Annotated in this window: 10 protein-coding genes and 1 pseudogene; 6 read left to right on the forward strand and 5 right to left on the reverse strand. The window is 52.8% G+C overall.

The window, feature by feature from the left end; translation table 11 throughout:
• Positions 1-468: 468 nt before the first annotated feature.
• The 3 genes from QW71_RS34670 to pheS form a co-directional block, all read right to left on the reverse strand.
• Entirely contained in the window at positions 469-2,634 is a 2,166-nt protein-coding gene (locus tag QW71_RS34670; RefSeq protein WP_235441631.1) for a cell division protein ZapA, read from the reverse strand.
• A 203-nt stretch (positions 2,635-2,837) separates the two neighbouring features.
• Positions 2,838-5,282 (reverse strand): phenylalanine--tRNA ligase subunit beta, encoded by a 2,445-nt coding sequence (gene pheT / locus QW71_RS34675; protein ID WP_039310231.1) that lies wholly within the window; start codon positions 5,280-5,282, stop codon positions 2,838-2,840.
• 336 nt (positions 5,283-5,618) lie between these two features.
• Positions 5,619-6,653, reverse strand: coding sequence for a phenylalanine--tRNA ligase subunit alpha (gene pheS, locus QW71_RS34680; protein WP_039310232.1), 1,035 nt, complete (start codon positions 6,651-6,653; stop codon positions 5,619-5,621).
• A 617-nt stretch (positions 6,654-7,270) separates the two neighbouring features.
• Between pheS and QW71_RS34690 the strand changes: the two genes are divergently transcribed.
• From QW71_RS34690 to QW71_RS38415, 5 genes and pseudogenes are all read left to right on the forward strand, one after another.
• On the forward strand, positions 7,271-9,907 hold the full coding sequence (locus QW71_RS34690) for a hypothetical protein (protein ID WP_052770552.1): 2,637 nt from the start codon (positions 7,271-7,273) through the stop codon (positions 9,905-9,907).
• Between the two features lie 180 nt (positions 9,908-10,087).
• Positions 10,088-10,870 (forward strand): annotated as a pseudogene (locus tag QW71_RS41685) (efflux RND transporter periplasmic adaptor subunit); the annotation flags it as partial.
• A gap of 726 nt (positions 10,871-11,596) precedes the next feature.
• Positions 11,597-12,298 (forward strand): ABC transporter ATP-binding protein, encoded by a 702-nt coding sequence (locus tag QW71_RS41690; RefSeq protein ID WP_039310239.1) that lies wholly within the window; start codon positions 11,597-11,599, stop codon positions 12,296-12,298.
• Positions 12,295-13,467, forward strand: a complete 1,173-nt coding sequence (locus QW71_RS34700) for an ABC transporter permease (protein WP_039310234.1) — start codon at positions 12,295-12,297, stop codon at positions 13,465-13,467. The genes QW71_RS41690 and QW71_RS34700 overlap by 4 nt, the downstream gene beginning before the upstream one ends.
• Before the next feature lie 564 nt (positions 13,468-14,031).
• A complete protein-coding gene (locus QW71_RS38415) occupies positions 14,032-15,636 on the forward strand; it encodes a diguanylate cyclase domain-containing protein (protein ID WP_052770554.1) in 1,605 nt (534 codons plus the stop codon).
• A 78-nt stretch (positions 15,637-15,714) separates the two neighbouring features.
• Here QW71_RS38415 and QW71_RS34710 read toward each other — a convergent pair whose 3' ends face one another.
• On the reverse strand, positions 15,715-16,659 hold the full coding sequence (locus QW71_RS34710) for an alpha/beta hydrolase (protein WP_039310235.1): 945 nt from the start codon (positions 16,657-16,659) through the stop codon (positions 15,715-15,717).
• Positions 16,660-16,695: 36 nt separating this feature from the next.
• Positions 16,696-17,550: an SDR family oxidoreductase gene (locus QW71_RS34715; protein ID WP_039310236.1), complete on the reverse strand. Its 855-nt coding sequence runs from the start codon at positions 17,548-17,550 to the stop codon at positions 16,696-16,698.
• 176 nt (positions 17,551-17,726) lie between these two features.
• On the opposite strand from QW71_RS34715, the gene QW71_RS34720 reads away from it, so the two are divergent.
• Positions 17,727-18,104, forward strand: coding sequence for a MerR family transcriptional regulator (locus tag QW71_RS34720; RefSeq protein WP_039310237.1), 378 nt, complete (start codon positions 17,727-17,729; stop codon positions 18,102-18,104).
• Positions 18,105-18,179 lie beyond the last annotated feature (75 nt).

Raw genomic sequence — 18,179 nt, forward strand, 5'->3', positions numbered from 1 at the left:
TCGGACGCACATTGTATTCGGTTTTTCGCATACATTCGGCTCGTATACTCGATCGTAGGCGCATTGTACTCGGTTTTTCGCATACATTCGGCTCGTCTACTCGCTCGGACGCACATTGTACTCGGTTTTTCGCATACATTCGGCTCATCCACTCTCTCGGAGGCACATTGTACTCGGTTTTTCGCATACATTCGGCTTATCTACTCTATCGTAGGCGCATTGTACTTGGTTTTTCGCATACATTCGGCTCGTGTACTCTGCCTGCCGCCCACTACTTGCGGATTCAGGTGCACTTTGGCTCCTCATTTCCACTTCCTCCTCTGGCCCGCATCCGGTGAAATCAGGTGCACTTTAAATCACCTTACTATCCACTTCCAGTGGACTCGGTGGGACTCCCCCTAAAAAGCAAAAGAGCCGTTCCAAGCAGTCTCCTGCTTAAAACAGCTCTTCCGTTAATGCATCCGCCATTCAACTGTCCTGTTCGATCAGTTGAATCCATTCATTATATTCACTTTGCAGCTTGGCATATTCCGCCTGCAGGCTGCGGTGCTCCTGGGAGAGCTTGTCCAGCTCACCCTGCTGCAGCTCGAACTGGGCCTGAACCAGACGCAGCTGGCCCTGGACGAGCTCGTAGCTCTCGCCGATCTCCCCAAGCTGCTGCGCAGTCTCGCTACGCGAGCGGCTCACGGATTCCGCCTGGGCTTCAGCGTCCCCGGCTTCCTGCTGCCAGATCTCAATCTCCTCACGCAGCTTCGCCTCCTGCTCGCTCCACTGCTGCTCGCGCTGCTGCAGCTCTTCGTACTTCTGCTTCCATGAAGCTTCGTACTCCCTGGTCTCGCGGAGCGCTTCCTGCTGCTCCGCCGCCGCTGCGGCAGCTTCGCGGCCCGCCTCGTACAGCTCTTCCAGACGCCGCGCAGTTTCCTCGCCCTCGGCTTCCAGCAGCTCATAACGTTCCTTCAGCTGTTCGCCATCCTGCAGAATTTCATCATACTGGGCGATCAGCTCTTCATAGCGGCCGCGCAGCGCCGACAGTTCCTTACGGGCTGCCTCTGCCGCTTCCTGGTGAAGGGCAGCTTCCTGCTCCGCCTCAGCACGAAGCTGGGCCTCCAGGTCAAGCTGCTGCACCATTCCATCCGCCTGTCCGCGGAGGGTCTCGACTTCACGCTGCAGCGCTGCCGATTTCTCGCCGGCTTCCAGAAGGTTCATCTCCAGCTCGCCGATATCCTCCATATGCTTGTTCGCAAGCTCCTGCCAGGAGCTTGCTTCGAGCGCGGTACGGTCAAATTCCGCCTGTGTCCGGCTCAGATTATCCGTCGTCTCCCGCAGAGATTTGCGGAGAGACGCAGCTTCTTCCTGCGTCAGCTCATAACGCTGGCGCAGCCCCTCCAGCTCATCATTCAGCAGACCGCTGAGCTCATTGGCAGTCTGCAGTTCTTCCAGCGCCGCACTTAGCTTGTCCGCTGTTTCCTGCAGCGCACTGTTAAGTCCCGCTGCTTCATCCTGCACCTGCACATAACGCTGGCGCATTTCTTCCAGCTCTGCGCTATGCTGCTGCCCCTGCTCTGCCGCAAGGCGCAGCTCTTCACCAAGCTGCTCTTCCCGCTTCAGCACAGCTTCGTACTGCGCGAGCAGCGTCAGGCGCGCATCGCGCTCGCCCTTGAGCCCGGCTTCCGCCGCGCGCAGCCGGGACTGCAGCTGCCCGGTTCCGCCGCGCAGCTCACCAAGCTGCTTCTCCAGCTCCTGAAGCTGCTGCTTGTGCCTGTGCTCCTGCGTCCCCTGGGATTGCCGCAGCTCCTTATTCTTGGCCAGCTCCTTCTCAAGCGCTTCGCGCTCTCCGCTGAGCTCACTGGTGAGCGCTGCCTTGGTATCGGCGAGCTCCTTGCTCAAGGTGGTACGGATCTCAACAATCTCACTGCCCATAGACTCCCGGGTCTGGATCAGCTCCTGCTCCAGACCTGCCAACGTCTCCGCTTTCTCACGGTTCAGTGTCTCCCGAAGCTGCTCCAGCTCCTGCAGATGAGCAGCCTTCAGCTCTTCAAGCTGCTGCAGCCGTAACGCTTCAGCCGCTTCCAGCTCCTGTCTTGCAGCTTCGCGGCTTGCAGCCTGCTCTGCTTCGTAAGTCTCCCGCAGCGCTTTCAGCTCTGCTTCGCGCGCCTGCAGTTCATCTGTCAGCTGCCCGCGGCTGGAAGCAGCAGCCTGCTTCTCTTCCTCCAGCAGTTGTGCGTGCATCTGGCGCTCCTGCTCCTGCAGCTCCAGATGCCTCGCGCGTTCTTCTTCCACGGCGGCAATCAGCCGCGCCGCTTCTTCCTTGGCAGCCGCTTCAAGCTTCTCGTATTCTTCCTGCCGTTCGCGCTGCGCCTCCTGAAGGCGTGATACCTCCACGCGCAGCTCGGTACGTTCACCGGTCAGCATATTCAATTCATTCTTGAAATCCTGAACCTGGATAGCCTGCTCTGCCATATGTACAGCTGCAAGCACCGCGATCCGCGGGGTATCCAGTCTGGAATGTGATTTGGATATTGCACGCATATGCTCATCGACATAACGGGCAACCTGCTTCATATATTCAGTGCTGCTTCCGACAAGTTTATAGGAAGTTCCGTATATCTCCACGGCGACACGAGTCCGGTCCATAGCCACAGTTGTGCCCTCCTTTGTATGTGTGCGGATTCTAAGCTGATTTCCTTACTGCTATTGTAGCGTTATTCCTTAACCTTTGGCAAAAAAAACGTGTTCATTTCATAGATTTAAACCGGACTCCGTACTTCACAAGGGTACAGCAAAGCCGCAGTGAATCGGTTTCTAAATGGATTCGCTGCGGCTTTGCACAATTCCTGCTATTTTCTTAATTCTGCGCCAAAAGTTTGCTCCAGGGCAGAAACGACTCTGTCATGCACTTCCACAACCTCTTCATCGGTAAGTGTGCGGTCAGTATGACGGTACAGCAGCGAGAGGGCTACGCTCTTCTTTCCTGCTTCCATTTTGCCGCCGGTGTAGACATCGAACACTTGCACATTCTGCAGCAGTGTTCCGCCATGTTCACGGATGGAAGCTATCAGGTGCCCTGCAGGAACTTCTGCGTCTACAACTACCGCAATATCCCGTTCCATGCCAGGGAAGCGGTGAAGCTCACTGTACTGTAATTGGGCACGCGCCGCATCATATAGCGGCTGCAGCAATACTTCAGCTACATAAGTATCCTCCAGATCCATCTGGCGCTGAAGTTCCGGATGCAGCTGTCCGATGGTACCGATCTTATCGCGGCCTTCAGCCTGCAGCAGGTAGACGGAAGCAGAGCGTCCTGGATGATAGCCTTCAGGAGCATCCCCTTCATAGATTATGCGGTCCGTAAGGCCAAGATGGGCAAATACAGTTTCAAGCGCCCCCTTAAGATCGAAGAAATCTACAGGCTCGGCAGCTACATTCCACTGCTTGGCAGCACGTGTGCCGCTCAGCAGCAGTCCAAGTACCGGCAGCTCACCGGGCTGGCGGGTGAGCACTTCTTCATCGGTGAAGAAGACATTGCCGATTTCGAACAGCGCCAGATCGCCTTGACGGCGGTTGGTGTTATAGAGGGCAATGTCCAGCAGCTGCGGCAGCAGGCTGGTACGCAGCACGCTGCGTTCCTCACTCATCGGCATCGCCAGCTTCACGGAGAGCTTTCCGTCCGCAAGTGCCGGGAAGAGCTTGCTCTGTTCCGGCTGGATGAAGGAATACCCCATAACCTCCTGATACCCGCCAAGAGCCAGCAGGCGGCGGAGCTCACGGCGCAGGAACTGCTCTCTGGTGAGTGCCCCCGGTGTAGTAGTCCCTTCAATTAGGGTTGTCGGGATGTTGTCATATCCGTACAGGCGGGCAATCTCTTCAATGAGATCAACATCATAGCTGATGTCGCCGCGCCGCGTAGGAACCTGAACTTCAACGATTCCCTGGGCAGCATCACCGCACTTGAAGTGCAGACGGCCGAACAGGGTCTTCACTTCCAGCAATGACAGCTCGGTGCCCAGATATTGATTCAGCTTCTCCAGCGACAGGGTCAGCACTTTCTCCTCGGCAGAGGCACTGCCTGCCTGAACAATACCTTCATGTACGGAGCCGCCGGCATAGCGGGCGATCAGGGCAGCCGCACGGTCAAGTGCAGGAATGACGGCATTCGGATCGACTTCCTTCTCGAAGCGCTGGGAAGCTTCAGAACGCAGACCCAGCTGACGCGAGGTCTTGCGTACAGTCCCGCCGTCGAATTTGGCGGATTCCAATACGATATTGACGGTATTTGCTGTAACCTCAGTCGATAATCCGCCCATAACACCAGCCAGACCGATAGCTCCTGACCCGTCAGCAATGACCAGCATCTGCGGCTCCAGCTTGCGCTCCTGGCCGTCAAGTGTTGTCAGCAGCTCGCCTTCATGAGCGAACCGCACACCAATCGTTCCGCCTGCCAGCTGATCGCCGTCAAACGCATGCAGCGGCTGTCCGTATTCCAGCATCACATAGTTGGTAATATCGACGATGTTATTGATCGGGCGTACCCCGGCCGCCATCAGGCGGTTCTGAATCCAGAGCGGGGATGGAGCTGTCTTCACTCCGGCAATATAACGTACTGCATAATGGCTGCAGTATTCTTCATTTTCAATATTGACAGTGATGGAATCCGCTGCCCGTCCGCCTGCTTCCACAAGCTCTGCCGCCGGATCTGCCAGCTGCAGGTCACGGCCCAGAATTGCGCTCACTTCATAAGCAGCACCTATCATGCTCAGACAGTCGGAGCGGTTAGGGGTCAGGTCGAAATCCAGAATCTCGTCGTTCAGTCCAAGCACCTTGAGAATATCCTGGCCGACTTCCGTACTCTCAGGCAATACGAGAATGCCCTCCTGCAGCTCTTTGGGCAGCAGCTTGTCGTTCAGCCCCAGCTCTTTGGCTGAGCAGATCATCCCCTGCGACAGCACACCGCGCAGCTTGGCTTTCTTGATTTCCAGTCCGGGCAGCTTAGCGCCAACCAGTGCGACAGGAACCTTCTGTCCCGCTGCGACATTCTTGGCACCGCACACAATCTGCAGATCCTCGCCCTGTCCGGCATCCACGATACAAATATTCAGCTTGTCGGCGTCCGGATGCTTCTCTTTGGATTTCACATAGCCGGTTACGATTCCGGAAATCCCTTTGTTACGGCGTTCAACTCCGTCAATCTCAATGCCGGCGGTAGTGATTTTGTCCGCGAGTTCATCAGCGGTCACCCCGTCCAGCGATATATAATCAGCCAGCCAGGCGGTTGATACTTTCATTTTCGCACACTTCCTTTTGTTTCAGATGTATTTATCTCCATGCCGTGTGCTTGACGCGCTTGCCAGTAAGCCGCTGCGCGATCTTTCCTTCCTGCTTCAAAACTCTCTGTTAATAGTGCCCCTGCAAGGAATATTTGGACTTCCGGCCGCTGTTGTGTTTGGATTTCCTGATTCAAACCGCTCTTCGCGGTAGAAATCCAAACACAAAGGCGAACGCTGACGCTCCTTCCAGTTCCAAAATCCCCCTCCGGTTCATTTTTAACAGGTATAGAAACAGCAACTCAAAATCTACTGCAACCCTTTCAGCCCCACGCACCCCGCACACCCGCCAAATCTCTAAATCCCCTTGAACTGCTTCACAAAACCCATATCATTCGTGTAGAAGTAGCGGATGTCATCGATGCCGTACTTCAGCATCGCGATCCGTTCCGCGCCTACGCCGAAAGCGAAGCCGCTGTAGATCTCAGGGTCGTAGCCGCCCATCCGCAGCACATTCGGATGTACCATGCCGGCACCGAGGATTTCCAGCCAGCCGCTCTGCTTGCAGAGACGGCAGCCTTCGCCGCCGCATTTGAAGCAGCTCACGTCTACCTCAACACTCGGCTCGGTGAACGGGAAGAAGCTCGGACGCAGGCGGATGCCTGCTGTAGGACCGAACATTTCCTTCATGAACTGCAGCAGGGTGCCCTTCAGGTCGCTCATGCGGATATTGCGGCCGATAACCAGGCCTTCAATCTGATGGAACTGGAAGGAGTGGGTCGCATCGTCGTCATCGCGGCGGAATACTTTGCCCGGACAGATGATTTTGACCGGAGTTTCGCCATTCATAGCCTGCATGGTGCGGATCTGCACCGGAGAAGTCTGTGTGCGCATCAGAAGATCTTCCGTTAAATAGAAGGAATCCTGCATATCGCGGGCCGGATGGTTCTTCGGCAGATTCAGAGCCTCGAAGTTATAGTAGTCTGTCTCTACTTCCGGACCTTCTTCAATCCGGTAGCCCATGCCGATGAAAATATCCTCAATCTCCTGAATTACGCGGTTCAATGGATGAATACCACCTTGCGGCAGGCCGCGGCCCGGCAGCGACACATCAACCTTCTCTGCATTCAGGCGGTTCTGTGTCTCCTGCTGCTGGAAGATTTCCTGCTTTGTACCGATTACCTCTTCAATGGCACTGCGCACCAGATTGGCCACCTGGCCGATCACCGGGCGTTCTTCCGCGCTGAGCCCGCCCATGCCGCGCAGAACCTCCGTAAGCTCACCTTTTTTGCCAAGGTATTTGACGCGTAAATCATTCAGAATCTGCGGATCGGTTACCTCCTGCAGCTTAGCCAATGCCTCGGCCTTCAATGCTTCCAATTTCTCTTTCATGCCTTGTACTGCCCCCTCAAATCTCGTATTGTTCAACAAAAAAAAGCCTTTCCTCCCGGTAAAGGGACGAAAAGACCGTGGTACCACCCTTGTTAGACGGCTGCGACGCTTCCCTTAAGAGCAATATTCCCTCTTTCGGACCGGCGGAGACCTGTCTCACTTTAACAGAAATAACGGTCTGCGGCCGGTCTCCCCTACTGTCTCCCTCAAGGCGAACTTGAATGGAATTCAGGGAACTGCTCCGGAGTGAACTTCGGCAGCTCTGCTCTCTTAGAAACGCTCTCAATCTGCGACGCTTCCTCCCTGTAAGCCAGCACTGCGTACTCTTCTCCATCAATGCATTTATGCGGATTGTGTCAAATACACTCGATCTTCCAGTTCAGAAGATATGTCTACTTATTATATGCAAAAACAGCCCTTTTGACAAGTTGCACAATTGTAGGTTAATTTTTATCTTCCTTTAAGCTTCCTTTAAGCTTCAGCGCCGTTTGAAGGACTTTTTTTCAGCGAACGTTCAGCCGAATTTGATATTTTCCCTATTGAGAAAAGCCTGGCTGTCCTTATTTGAATGCGGCAGCTTTGAGATCGTATCGGCTTTTATACAGGGAGGGAATTTCATGCTTAAACGAAGAAAGGCATTTGTTCTGCTGTTACTCAGTACATTTGCTGCAAGTCAACTCGCGGGGATAGCGGGAACCACGGCGTTTGCTGCCACGGCCAGTACCCCCACTGCCAAAACAGCTGCCACAGTAACGGAAGTCTCCACACTCACCGGCCTCAGCGCGATTAAGCTCGGCACTACGCTTAGTGTGAAGCTGAGCCATGTAGGCATTCAGAGCCAAACCGGAGGTAATATTCTCACCTATACACTCACTTATACTAACAATGCTGGCAGCAGTGTCAATCTGGTTGACTATTTCTCCAAAATTGTGACTACCGGCGGAAGCATCATCAAGGGAATCCCGGTCAGCGCAGACAGTGCTGTCAAAAAAATTGCTGCGAAGCAGAGCACCAGCATTACATATTATGCGAATATTGGAACAGCCGCCTCGGCCAAAGGGCTTAAAGTCAACATGTACGGCTGGAACTTCAGTGCCGCCAATTTTGAACAGCGCATAGGTACTTTTACCGTTCCTTCTAACTACTCGCTGTCCGCCCTTACGGGTGAGTCCCGCAAAGTTGAACTTGGCAGCATACCGGTCAACACCAAAGCTGAGTCTGCACAAATCTACAAATATAACGGCAAGGTCTACGCCAAGGTTGGACTCAGTATAACGAATCTGGGCACCAAAGTGCTCACAGACCCAGGCTACAGCCTGTACCTGAAATCCTCGGGCGGCTCTACCTTCACGCTCACGCTGGATGACAGCAGCTCTGAATACAAGATTCAGCCTCAGGAGAAGAAGACGCTCTACTATATGACTGAGATTCCCTCCTACATGAACGTCACCAAAATGACACTGCAGATCGCCAAGCTGGATGAAGGGCTGAAGCTCTATCTTCCGGTCTCCTCCTATTCCCTTCCTGCTGCGGGTACAGCTGATTTCACCGTGGCGGCTGGCTATACCAAGAAGATCTCCATCGACAGCAATATTGTAGACATGAAGCTCGCGGACGCAAGTGTGCATGCAGACAATGGCAATGCCGTATGGAGTTATCAGCTCACCCTTAAAAATGCCGGCACCAAAGCAGTAACTTTGCCTGCGTATGAGCTTGCTGTCAAATCCGCTGAAGGCTATACCTTCCCGGTAACAACGACTGCGTTCAGCTCCCTTACCTTGAAGCCGCTGGAAGAGAAGCTGATTGAACTAACCGCCAGCGTTCCGCTTGAACTGGCTCAGGATACGCTCGAACTGCAAATGGTTGCCCCTACGGGCAACAGCACCAGTAGCACCAGCAGCACCGGCAGCAGTGAGAGCAGCAGCAGCAGCAGTTCAAGTAAAGTAATACTGCCTGTAGCCTATTTCAAAATCCCTTATTCCCTGGCAGGCAATACTCACATCGCTACAGAGAACAGCATTACCAACAGCTACGGCACCTTTGGCGTCACACTGAATTCCCTGCAGCGTCTGCCATGGGGCAGCGAAGATATCGTACAGGCCAAGGTCAGCATCAGCAACCATTCCTCCAAAACAATCACTCTGCCTGCACTTACCGGTGTGCTGAAAGTGGATCTGACGGATTTGAGCTCGTCCTCGCAGCTGTACACGGAGAATACAGGCACTGTTCTGGCACCCGGAGCCAGTATGCAGGTCTCGGTGCTTGCCCGCGTGCCTTATACGCTTAATTTCAGCCAGGCCCAGATTATTCTGCAAGAGACTTCCGGCACCAGCACTACCCAGTTCCTCTCTCTTGGCACAACGGACGGGCTTAGCAGCGGTATCACACCGTTGGCTGCAGGTGAATCGTTCAAGATTACTTCGACCGGCAAAAAAGCCAGCGTGAAGGAACGTTCAACCCTTGTATACAGCGGAACCAGCAATAACCTCATATACAGTGAAGTAGAAATGAACAGTGAAGAAACGCGGCAGACTGATCTCTCCAGGCTGTATGGACAATTCAAAACCGCAGACGGACAGTATTTCGAAGCAACCGCGGTCCAGTCAGAGAGTTCGACCAGTCCGGCAGGCAAGACCCTGGTTGCTTTCTGGACTAACATACCGGCTGCCGTTGACACAAACGGCCTTCAGCTGTATGTCAGCCAGGAGATTGCAGACGGTAAGCTGACTTCAGCCGGAACTGCGGCTACAGCTTATGTGAATACATCAGCACTGACACTGGCTCCTGTGGTGCCTGCACCTGCTGTCAACCTGACTTCTGTGTCCCTGTATCCTTACACGCTGGCCATTTCAAATTCCACAGGCACCATCACATCAGGCACCACCAGTCTTGCATTGGCGTTTAACTACAATCTCTCGCGGGATACAACTTACCAGATGGGAGCATTCGACCATAAGCTGATTCTGCACATCACTGACCCGTATGGACAATATTTCGAGAAAACGCTGTCCCTTGGAACGGATTTGGCAGTAGGAACTTATGGCTCCTACACTACGACCATTACCAACTCACTGTTCAAGAACTTAAGCGGAGGCACTTACAAGCTCACCCTGTACGACGAATTCCAAGGCCAGCGGACAGAGCTTGGCGGACAGGTCTACTCCATCGATGTTGTGACCAAAGCAGCTTCAACTACGGATACCGGCACTACAGCGGCTGCAGGCAATGACAGCACCGCAGAAAGCGGTTCTTAAGATTCTCAGGTACACCTGGCCCCTTATATTATTTGAGTAAGATGGAGGATCGGAATGAAAAAGAAGAAGAAAATTATTATCGCCTCAGCAGTTGTTGTTGTTGCTATTGCAGGTATTCTGGGCTATGTATTGTGGCCGGATCAGAACCCGCAGGTCAATGCCGCTCCCATGAACACCTCTATGGTGACCAAGGGAAATATCCTCGTCGGTGTCTCCGGCTCCGGTTCAGTTTCGGCAATCAACAGTGAGAGCATCCGCACCAAAGAAGCCGGTGAAGTGGATACAGTCATGGTTAAAAAAGGCGATGTCGTCAAAAAAGGCGATGTGCTGATCACCTTTGTGGCGGGCGATTTCGACGACAAGCTGAAGGAAGCCAACAAATCGCTGGAGAACCTCAAAACAGAGCTTACGAACAAGCAGGAAAACTACAAAACGATCGCGATGAATAATGCTACAGATGAAGAGCTGGAATCGGCAAAAACAGCCATTGATAAAGCCAAAAGCGATATTGCCGATCAACAGGATTCCATTGCTGCCATCTATGAGGATATGGTTCCGCCAGATCCGTTAACGGCTCCTATCGACGGAACGATTACAGCTGTAAATATTACGGACGGCGAACAGGCTCAGAATGGTACAGAGCTGTTCACCATGACTGACTACGTTAACTTGAGCGTAACGGTACAGGTGGATGAACTGGATATTCCTCAGATCAAGCTGGATCAGGTGTCAACGATTACGCTAGATGCGCTTGAGGATAAAGAGTTTGCAGGCAAGGTTATTGATATCGCCAAGGAAGGAACCTCCTCAAACGGCGTCTCCCTGTTCAATGTCACTGTAGGCTTGAATGACTCTGAGGGAGTACTGGTCGGCATGTCCGCAGAAGTGGCAATTACCATTGAAGAGAAAAATGATATTCTGACCGTGCCGATCGAGGCGGTATCCGAAGTGAACGGCAAATATTACGTGAATGTGCCTGTGACCGAAGGCGGGGAAGCTGCGGCAACGGACAGCGGTGCGGTTGGCGGCCAGATTCCTAGCGGCGACGCGGCAGGAAGCCAGGCTCCGAGCGGCGGTGCGGCGGGCGGTCAGGTTCCTAGCGGTGATGCGGCAGGCGGTCAGGCTCCGAGCGGGGATGCGGTTGGCGGCCCTCCTAGTGGTGAATGGCAAGGCGGAGAAGGTCAGACAGGCGGCCGGGGCATGCGCAGCGGCGATTACGGCGGCGGTGAATTCCCGGGCGGCGCATCCGGCGGCAGAACCGCAGCAAGCTCAGCATCCGGCCAGAAACGGGTTGCCGTTGAGGTGGGTATTCATAACGAGAGCAATATCGAAATCGTGAGCGGCTTAAATGAAGGTGATGAAGTGATCATTCCAACTGTGATCTCTACAGGCAACACATCCACCCAGCAGACACAGATGCAAGGCGGTATGGGCGGCAGCTTCAGCGGCGGCGGAATGACCGGCGGCTTCACTGGAGGCGGTGCTGGCGGCGGAATGACCGGCGGCTTCACTGGAGGCGGTGCTGGCGGCGGAATGACCGGCGGCTTCACTGGAGGCGGTGCTGGCGGCGGAAGGCGGTATGGGCGGCAGCTTCAGCGGCGGCGGAATGACCGGCGGCTTCACTGGAGGCGGTGCTGGCGGCGGAATGACCGGCGGCGGAGGCGGCTTCTCCGGAGGCGGTGGCGGACGATGAGCACCTCCGAACCGTTAATCCGGGTTCAGAACATGCAGCACAGCTATACAATGGCCGGAGAATCAATGGCGATCCTCAAGGGCCTGACCTTCAACATCGATTACGGTGAGTTTGTTGCGATCATCGGACCCTCAGGCTCGGGCAAGTCGACCCTGATGAACATGCTGGGATGCCTGGATGTTGCGAATGAAGGTGATTATTTCCTGGACGGCCAGGAAATCCGCAAGCTGTCAGACAACAAGCTGGCCCAGATCCGCAACGAGAAAATCGGCTTCATCTTTCAAAACTTCAATCTGCTACCGAAATTATCGGCAGTAGAGAATGTGGAGCTGCCCCTTATCTACCGGGGAATGTCTCACCGGGAACGCAGAGAGGTTGCCCGCAATGCTCTGGTCAGAGTAGGCCTGGAGAGCAGAATTGATCATCGTCCGTCCGAGCTGTCGGGGGGTCAGCAGCAGCGTGTGGCAATCGCCCGCGCCCTTGCCGGCACCCCTCCTATCCTGCTTGCCGATGAACCGACTGGTGCGCTTGATTCCAAGACGGGCAAGGAAGTTCTGGAGATGATCAAGGCGCTTAATGAACAGGGACATACCATTATTCTAATCACGCATGACCTCGAAATCGCCGAGCAGGCCAAACGGATTATCCGGATTCAGGACGGGGATCTCGTTGAGGATCGGAAGGTGCCCCACTCATGATGCTGTATCAGAGCATGAAAATGGCTTTTAAAAGTATTCTCAGCAGTAAAATCAGAGCCTTCCTCACGATGCTGGGCATCATTATCGGTGTATCCTCCGTAATCGCCCTCGTCTCGGTAGGACAGGGAACGACTTCGCAGATTACGGAATCTTTAAGCTCTCTTGGAACCAACCAGCTGACGGTTAACATTATGGGACGCGGGGCAACGACTTCCTTAACCTACGAGGAAGCTCTGGCACTTGGAGAGATTGAAGGGGTGGAGAATGTATCTCCCGTAATCACGGGGAATGTTACCGCCAAGAATGGGACCGAGAACGTTTCAGTATCCGTAGAAGGGATAACACCTGCCTATGAGGAAGTCCAGGATTTCCATGTGCAATCCGGACGGTTTCTGCTGGAGATTGATACAGATTACCGTCAAAAGGTAGCCTTGATCGGAACAGATACGGCTGAAGATCTGTTCGGCACGGATGACCCTGTAGGCCAAAAGGTACAGCTCAACGGAAGCAGCTTCAAGATCGTCGGTCTGCTGGAGAGCAAAGGCTCAACCAGCGGCGGCTCCAGCGACGAGAAGATTCTGATTCCTATTTCAACCGCTGAACGGTTTCTGCAGAGTAAGGGGGTCCGCTCGATTACGATTACAACTACTTCCAACGATAATGTGGAGGATGTGAAAACCGAGCTGGAGTCTACTCTCGATGCCAAATTCAGCGGTGCGGAGAACTCTTACTCTGTCTTCGATTCTCAGGAAATGCTGGAAACGGTGAACGAGACCAGTGATACGCTCTCTATGGCACTTGGCGGAATTGCCGGTATTTCACTGTTCGTCGGCGGCATAGGAATCATGAATATAATGATTGTCTCCGTTAACGAGCGGACGCGGGAGATCGGAATCCGCAAAGCGATCGGGGCCAAAAAAATCAACATCATGATGCAGTTCATGATTGAGTCTGTAGTCTTAAGCGGAACAGGGGGCCTGATCGGAGTCGGGCTGGGGCTTGGTGCCAGCTGGGCTGTGGGGAAATATACAACCATGAATGTGGCGACATCCTGGAACATGGTCCTGATCTCCTTCACATTCTCCCTGATCATCGGGGTTGTCTTCGGAATGATCCCGGCTAACAAGGCAGCCAGAATGCGGCCTATCTACGCGCTGCGAAACGATTAGCATTCCTGTAATAACGAGCCTTATATCTTATTTACTCCATCCGTCCGTCTCGCATTTGGTTGAGGCTGGCGGATTTTCCTGTTCCATCCAACCCTTCCGGGTAAACTTCAGCCGTTTCAGCAAAATTAACTTTTAATTGATCCCGGGAGGGTATCGTTTGCAATAAATGTGGGTAATAGGTCTCAAGGGTAGAATACTTATAGTAGTAAGTTATACATAAATCTTCGTAATAAGTAGCACGTGATATGTCTCAAGCAATTTCCTTCCCGGTTTCCCGGCTCGCTTGACGACCCGTAAATCCGGCAGCAGGAGATGATGAGGCTTATTATTTTTTCAGCAATTGCTCTGCATGAAGGTAGTCCTATATACTGGTGAAAAGAAACCGCGGTTAAACCGGGATTTTTTCTTTCATTTCCCTCCTTCTTCCCCTGCTTATAGGACTCGCTAACATAAACTCTCTTTATCATGCCAGCAAACAGCCATTTGCCGCATAAGGATAAGTTCCGCATGCACCCAAGGTACACCAATGAGATTCGCAAAGTTCTATGCGGGGAGAGGATGACAGTGGCAGTTTTTTCCGAAATCACAAGTACACGCAGATTAATCCTATTATTCACCTCCATCTCCGTTCTTCTGGTTGGCGTCAGCGTTGCCTCCCTGTTATATCTGAATTATACAATGAATAAACTATCGGATTCCTTATACAGTGATGTATACCAGAACTCCGAGCTCTTGCTGAATGCCGACCGCGATCTGCATCAGTCTGCCATCGCGCTCCAGACTTCGCTCAGCGGTAATATAACCGATGCGCAGCGCAGTGTGCTCTCGCAGGAGTTCGAGGACAATAATGCCCAGGCGCAGCAGCGGGTCAGTACTGCCCGTTATAATCTGGACTCTGTAGAGAGTCCATACAATGGAATGAAGCAGAGTGAGCTGCTGCTGGGTGAGCTGAGAAGCGAGCTGGAGCAGTTCGAGACCTCACTTGAGCTCTGGAAGGATAACGGAAGGGAACTGATCTCGCAGCGGGTTCAGAGTGATTGGAACCCCGCGGCCTACTCCCCGCTGGCCGTTCATACCCAGCTCACCCAGGTAAGGGGGACGCTGGATACCGCCGAGGAGCTGATCGACAGCTATGCCCGGCAGGTTATTCTCGAGTTCAAGAATCTGAAAAGCTCACTGTTCGCCGTCTATTCAGTATTCCTGTTCCTGCTTGTCCTGGTTATTATTTATCTCTGCCGCAGACTCATCTCATTGCAGAATGAAATGCTGGAAGAGAAATCACTATACCAGCTGATCGGCGAAACCATGTCCGATTTCATTATTTTGACCGATCACAATGGCCTGATCCTGTACGCATCCCCATCGCATTCAAGTGTACTTGGGTATGTTCCAAGCAAGGGCGCCCCTCTCTCCAATTATATCCGCGAAGCCGAGATCTCCTGGGCCAAGCTGAAGAGTGTCGTTCAGGCTTCACCGCGGATTTCCGAGCTGCGTATGCGTTCGGCAGAAGGGCACTGGGTATGGCTGGAGACCAAAGTCACACCTATCCCGGGAAGCCGGGCTTTCCCTGCACAATTCATGCTGGTATCGCGTGAGATTACCCAGCGCAAGCAATATGAGGAACGGCTGCACAAGCTGGCCTTCTATGATCATTTGACTGCCATTCCCAACCGGGCCCATTTCAAAATGTACATGGAGAATCTGATTAACCAGCCGGAGGAGCGCCGGCAGGAGATTGCCGTAGCTCTGCTGGATTGTGACCGGTTCAAGCAGCTGAATGATACGCTGGGCCATCTGGCAGGGGATGAATTCCTGCAGTTGCTCTCACGGGAGCTGCAGCAGACCGTTAAGGGCTCAGGCCAGGCGTTCCGCATCGGCGGTGATGAATTTGCGGTGGTGCTGCACCGGTTCACAAGTCCGGAAATGCTCGATGAAATACTGGCGCGTCTGCTCCAGCTGTTCAATAAATCCTGGTCGGTCAACAAAGACTCCAGCTTCCATACCTCTGCCAGCATTGGTGTAGCCCTCTATCCGCAGCATGGCAGCAGTATCAATGATTTGCTCCGCGCCGCCGATCTGGCCATGTACCGCTCCAAGAACCATGGCGGCAATGAGGCCAATCTGTACAGCGAGAATGTGGATGAAGAATACACCCGCCAGCCGAAATAGCCTAAGCCCTTCAGATAGAGGGGGCGCATTCCTTAGGAATGCGCCCCCTCTATCTGTTATGCTGAAGAAATCAGCTGTTCATTTGTATAAGGCATGTTTTAAAGCCGTGTAATATTCTTTCACAACTCTTTGGCTGATCTCCGCAGAAGGAAAGTATTCCTCGAACCCATGAAAACATCCCGGGTACAAATGAAATTCTGTCGGCACACCTGCCTGCGTGAGCCTTAATACATAATGAATGGTTTCATCGCGAAACGGATCTAAGTCACCGACGCAGGTGTATGTGGGCGGAAGTCCTGACAAATCGGCTGCCCGTGCCGGTGCGGCAAACGGGGATTCTTGGCCTTGTTCTCCTAAGTACATCTCCCAAGCCAATTGGCTTTTGGCTTTGTTCCATACTCTTTCATCCGTTATTTCGTTACTGGACTTTGTAAGGAGCTGATCGTCAAGCATCGGATAGAGGGGCATTTGAAACATAATCGGAGGGCCGTTTCTATCTCTTGCCAGCAGGGAGAGAGCAGCCGTTAATCCGCCGCCGGCGCTAGGGCCGAATACTGCGATTCTGGATGAATCGCTTCCCAGTGTTTCTGCGTTTTCGGAGAACCAGGTGAGTGCAGCATAGCAATCTTCGAGAGGAGCCGGAAACGGATGCTCCGGAGCCAGCCGGTAATCCACAGAAACGATGACACAGTCGAGCTCCGATACCAGCTGCTGCAGGGTAAAGTCCATCATATCGGCGGACCCCAGAATATATCCTCCGCCGTGAATATATAAGATACCCGGGAGAGATTGATTTTTCACTCTGGGCTCGTATATTTTAATGCGGACCTCCGGCTCCCCTTCTGCACCTGGAACCTTTCTTTCTGAGATCAGGACTTCATCATTAAAGGGCAGCGATGCCGCCATTCCGGCAGTAAACTCCTGCATCTCTTTCCTCTGCGCTGCCAAATTCTCTCGCGTATATACAACCTTTGGTAAACCGGAAAACATATTTTGAAGTTCCGGATGTACTTTTTCCTCCATTCTCCAACCATCCTTTGTAATGCAGATTATTATTCTTTATTGAATGTCAGCTTGTCCATTTCGCCACGCCGTTTGCCCCAACAGCTCCCGCATAGTCTTCATGTACTTCTCTTCCGACTGGGACCATCTCAGCCTTGCTGTTTCTTCAGCGTCCGGACCTGCCAGATAACGCAGCCGGTCAGACGGATCACATGCAGCGGCATACACCTGATCTGCAGCCTGATTCTCATCTGAACTTTCAAACGGATAGTCCAGCATACAGTTCATCATATGTTCGTAATAAGGCTGGTACGCTGGCGGAACGGATATGTTTTGGGTAGCGGCCATGGTGTTCGATGAGAAATTTGTGGTAATCATAGCTCCTGGTTCCACAAGCTTGACGGAGATGTTCTGCGATTCTAGTTCGTACGAGAGTGATTCGGACAGCCCCTCAATGGCATGCTTGGTTGAGACATATACGGCCAGAAGCGGGTTGGAGGCAAAACCTACATTCGAGGTGATATTGATGATTGTGCCGCCGCCTTCTTCACGAAAATAAGGGGTGATTGCCTGAATGACATTCATGACACCGAAGACATTCGTCTCGAAAATCCCGCGGGTAATGTCCATGGGTGTTGCCTCAAATATCGAGAGGATACTGACTCCGGCGTTGTTCACGACGGCGTCGATCCGGCCGAACCTATTGATCCCTGCCGCAATGGCCGCCTCGATGGAAGCTGGCTTAGTAACATCAAGCTCGGTGACGAAAATCCGTTCGGGATTCTCCTCAGTCAAGCGTTGGTCTGGTTTGCGCATCGTCGCGATCACATTCCATCCTTCATTCGCAAACTTCTTCGCTGTTGTATTACCCAGTCCGGTCGAACTCCCGGTGATCAACACTGTTTTGGGCATTGAACATCCTCCTCATTAGTTTGTTGCTGCTCTCTCAGCTTAGCGGATTGAAGCGGCTCTAAGTCAAATTCCATAGTTTCATCCTATTAAATAGGGGATATTATGGACTGGAGGCAAGTTCGGATTGTAGAATATACTAGAGTCACTCTAACATTCAATAGGCGGTGAAACATCTTATGGCTTATACGATTAGGGATATCGTTGAGAAAACGGGCATTACCGCATATACATTGCGTTATTATGAGAAGGAAGGCGTATTGCCGGCTGTTGACCGGGATACAAACGGGGTCCGCCAATTCAACGATCACTACATCGAGTGCGTTGAGACGGTTCAGGCTCTTCGTTCGACAGGGCTGCCTCTGTCAGAAATAAAACAATACGTTGAGTTGTACAAGCGCGGAGATCGTACACTGCACCTAAGAAAAACGATGCTGTTCACCCAAAAGAGCAAAGTGGAGGAACAATTAACACGGATGATAAAAATGCTGGAAAAGATCAATTACAAGCTCGCCTTAATCGATGCCCAAGAAAATAAATTTGACAGACTTCCCTGATAAGTGAATTTTCATGGTGTGCCTTAGAACAAAATCACCCTAACGGGTGAATAACGTTCTAGCCAGCGGTTATTT

It is taken from the genome of Paenibacillus sp. IHB B 3415 (assembly GCF_000802655.2).
Taxonomy (GTDB): Bacteria; Bacillota; Bacilli; order Paenibacillales; family Paenibacillaceae; genus Paenibacillus_AQ; species Paenibacillus_AQ phytohabitans.

What these genes read in the sequence shown, in the direction of transcription:
- QW71_RS34715 (WP_039310236.1), bottom strand. Translation starts at nt 17,550, where the DNA reads ATGCCCAAAACAGTGTTGATCACCGGGAGTTCGACCGGACTGGGTAAT.
- QW71_RS34690 (WP_052770552.1), top strand. Translation starts at nt 7,271, where the DNA reads ATGCTTAAACGAAGAAAGGCATTTGTTCTGCTGTTACTCAGTACATTT.
- QW71_RS34710 (WP_039310235.1), bottom strand. Translation starts at nt 16,659, where the DNA reads ATGGAGGAAAAAGTACATCCGGAACTTCAAAATATGTTTTCCGGTTTA.
- QW71_RS34670 (WP_235441631.1), bottom strand. Translation starts at nt 2,634, where the DNA reads ATGGACCGGACTCGTGTCGCCGTGGAGATATACGGAACTTCCTATAAA.
- QW71_RS34700 (WP_039310234.1), top strand. Translation starts at nt 12,295, where the DNA reads ATGATGCTGTATCAGAGCATGAAAATGGCTTTTAAAAGTATTCTCAGC.
- pheT (WP_039310231.1), bottom strand. Translation starts at nt 5,282, where the DNA reads ATGAAAGTATCAACCGCCTGGCTGGCTGATTATATATCGCTGGACGGG.
- QW71_RS34720 (WP_039310237.1), top strand. Translation starts at nt 17,727, where the DNA reads ATGGCTTATACGATTAGGGATATCGTTGAGAAAACGGGCATTACCGCA.
- QW71_RS41690 (WP_039310239.1), top strand. Translation starts at nt 11,597, where the DNA reads ATGAGCACCTCCGAACCGTTAATCCGGGTTCAGAACATGCAGCACAGC.
- pheS (WP_039310232.1), bottom strand. Translation starts at nt 6,653, where the DNA reads ATGAAAGAGAAATTGGAAGCATTGAAGGCCGAGGCATTGGCTAAGCTG.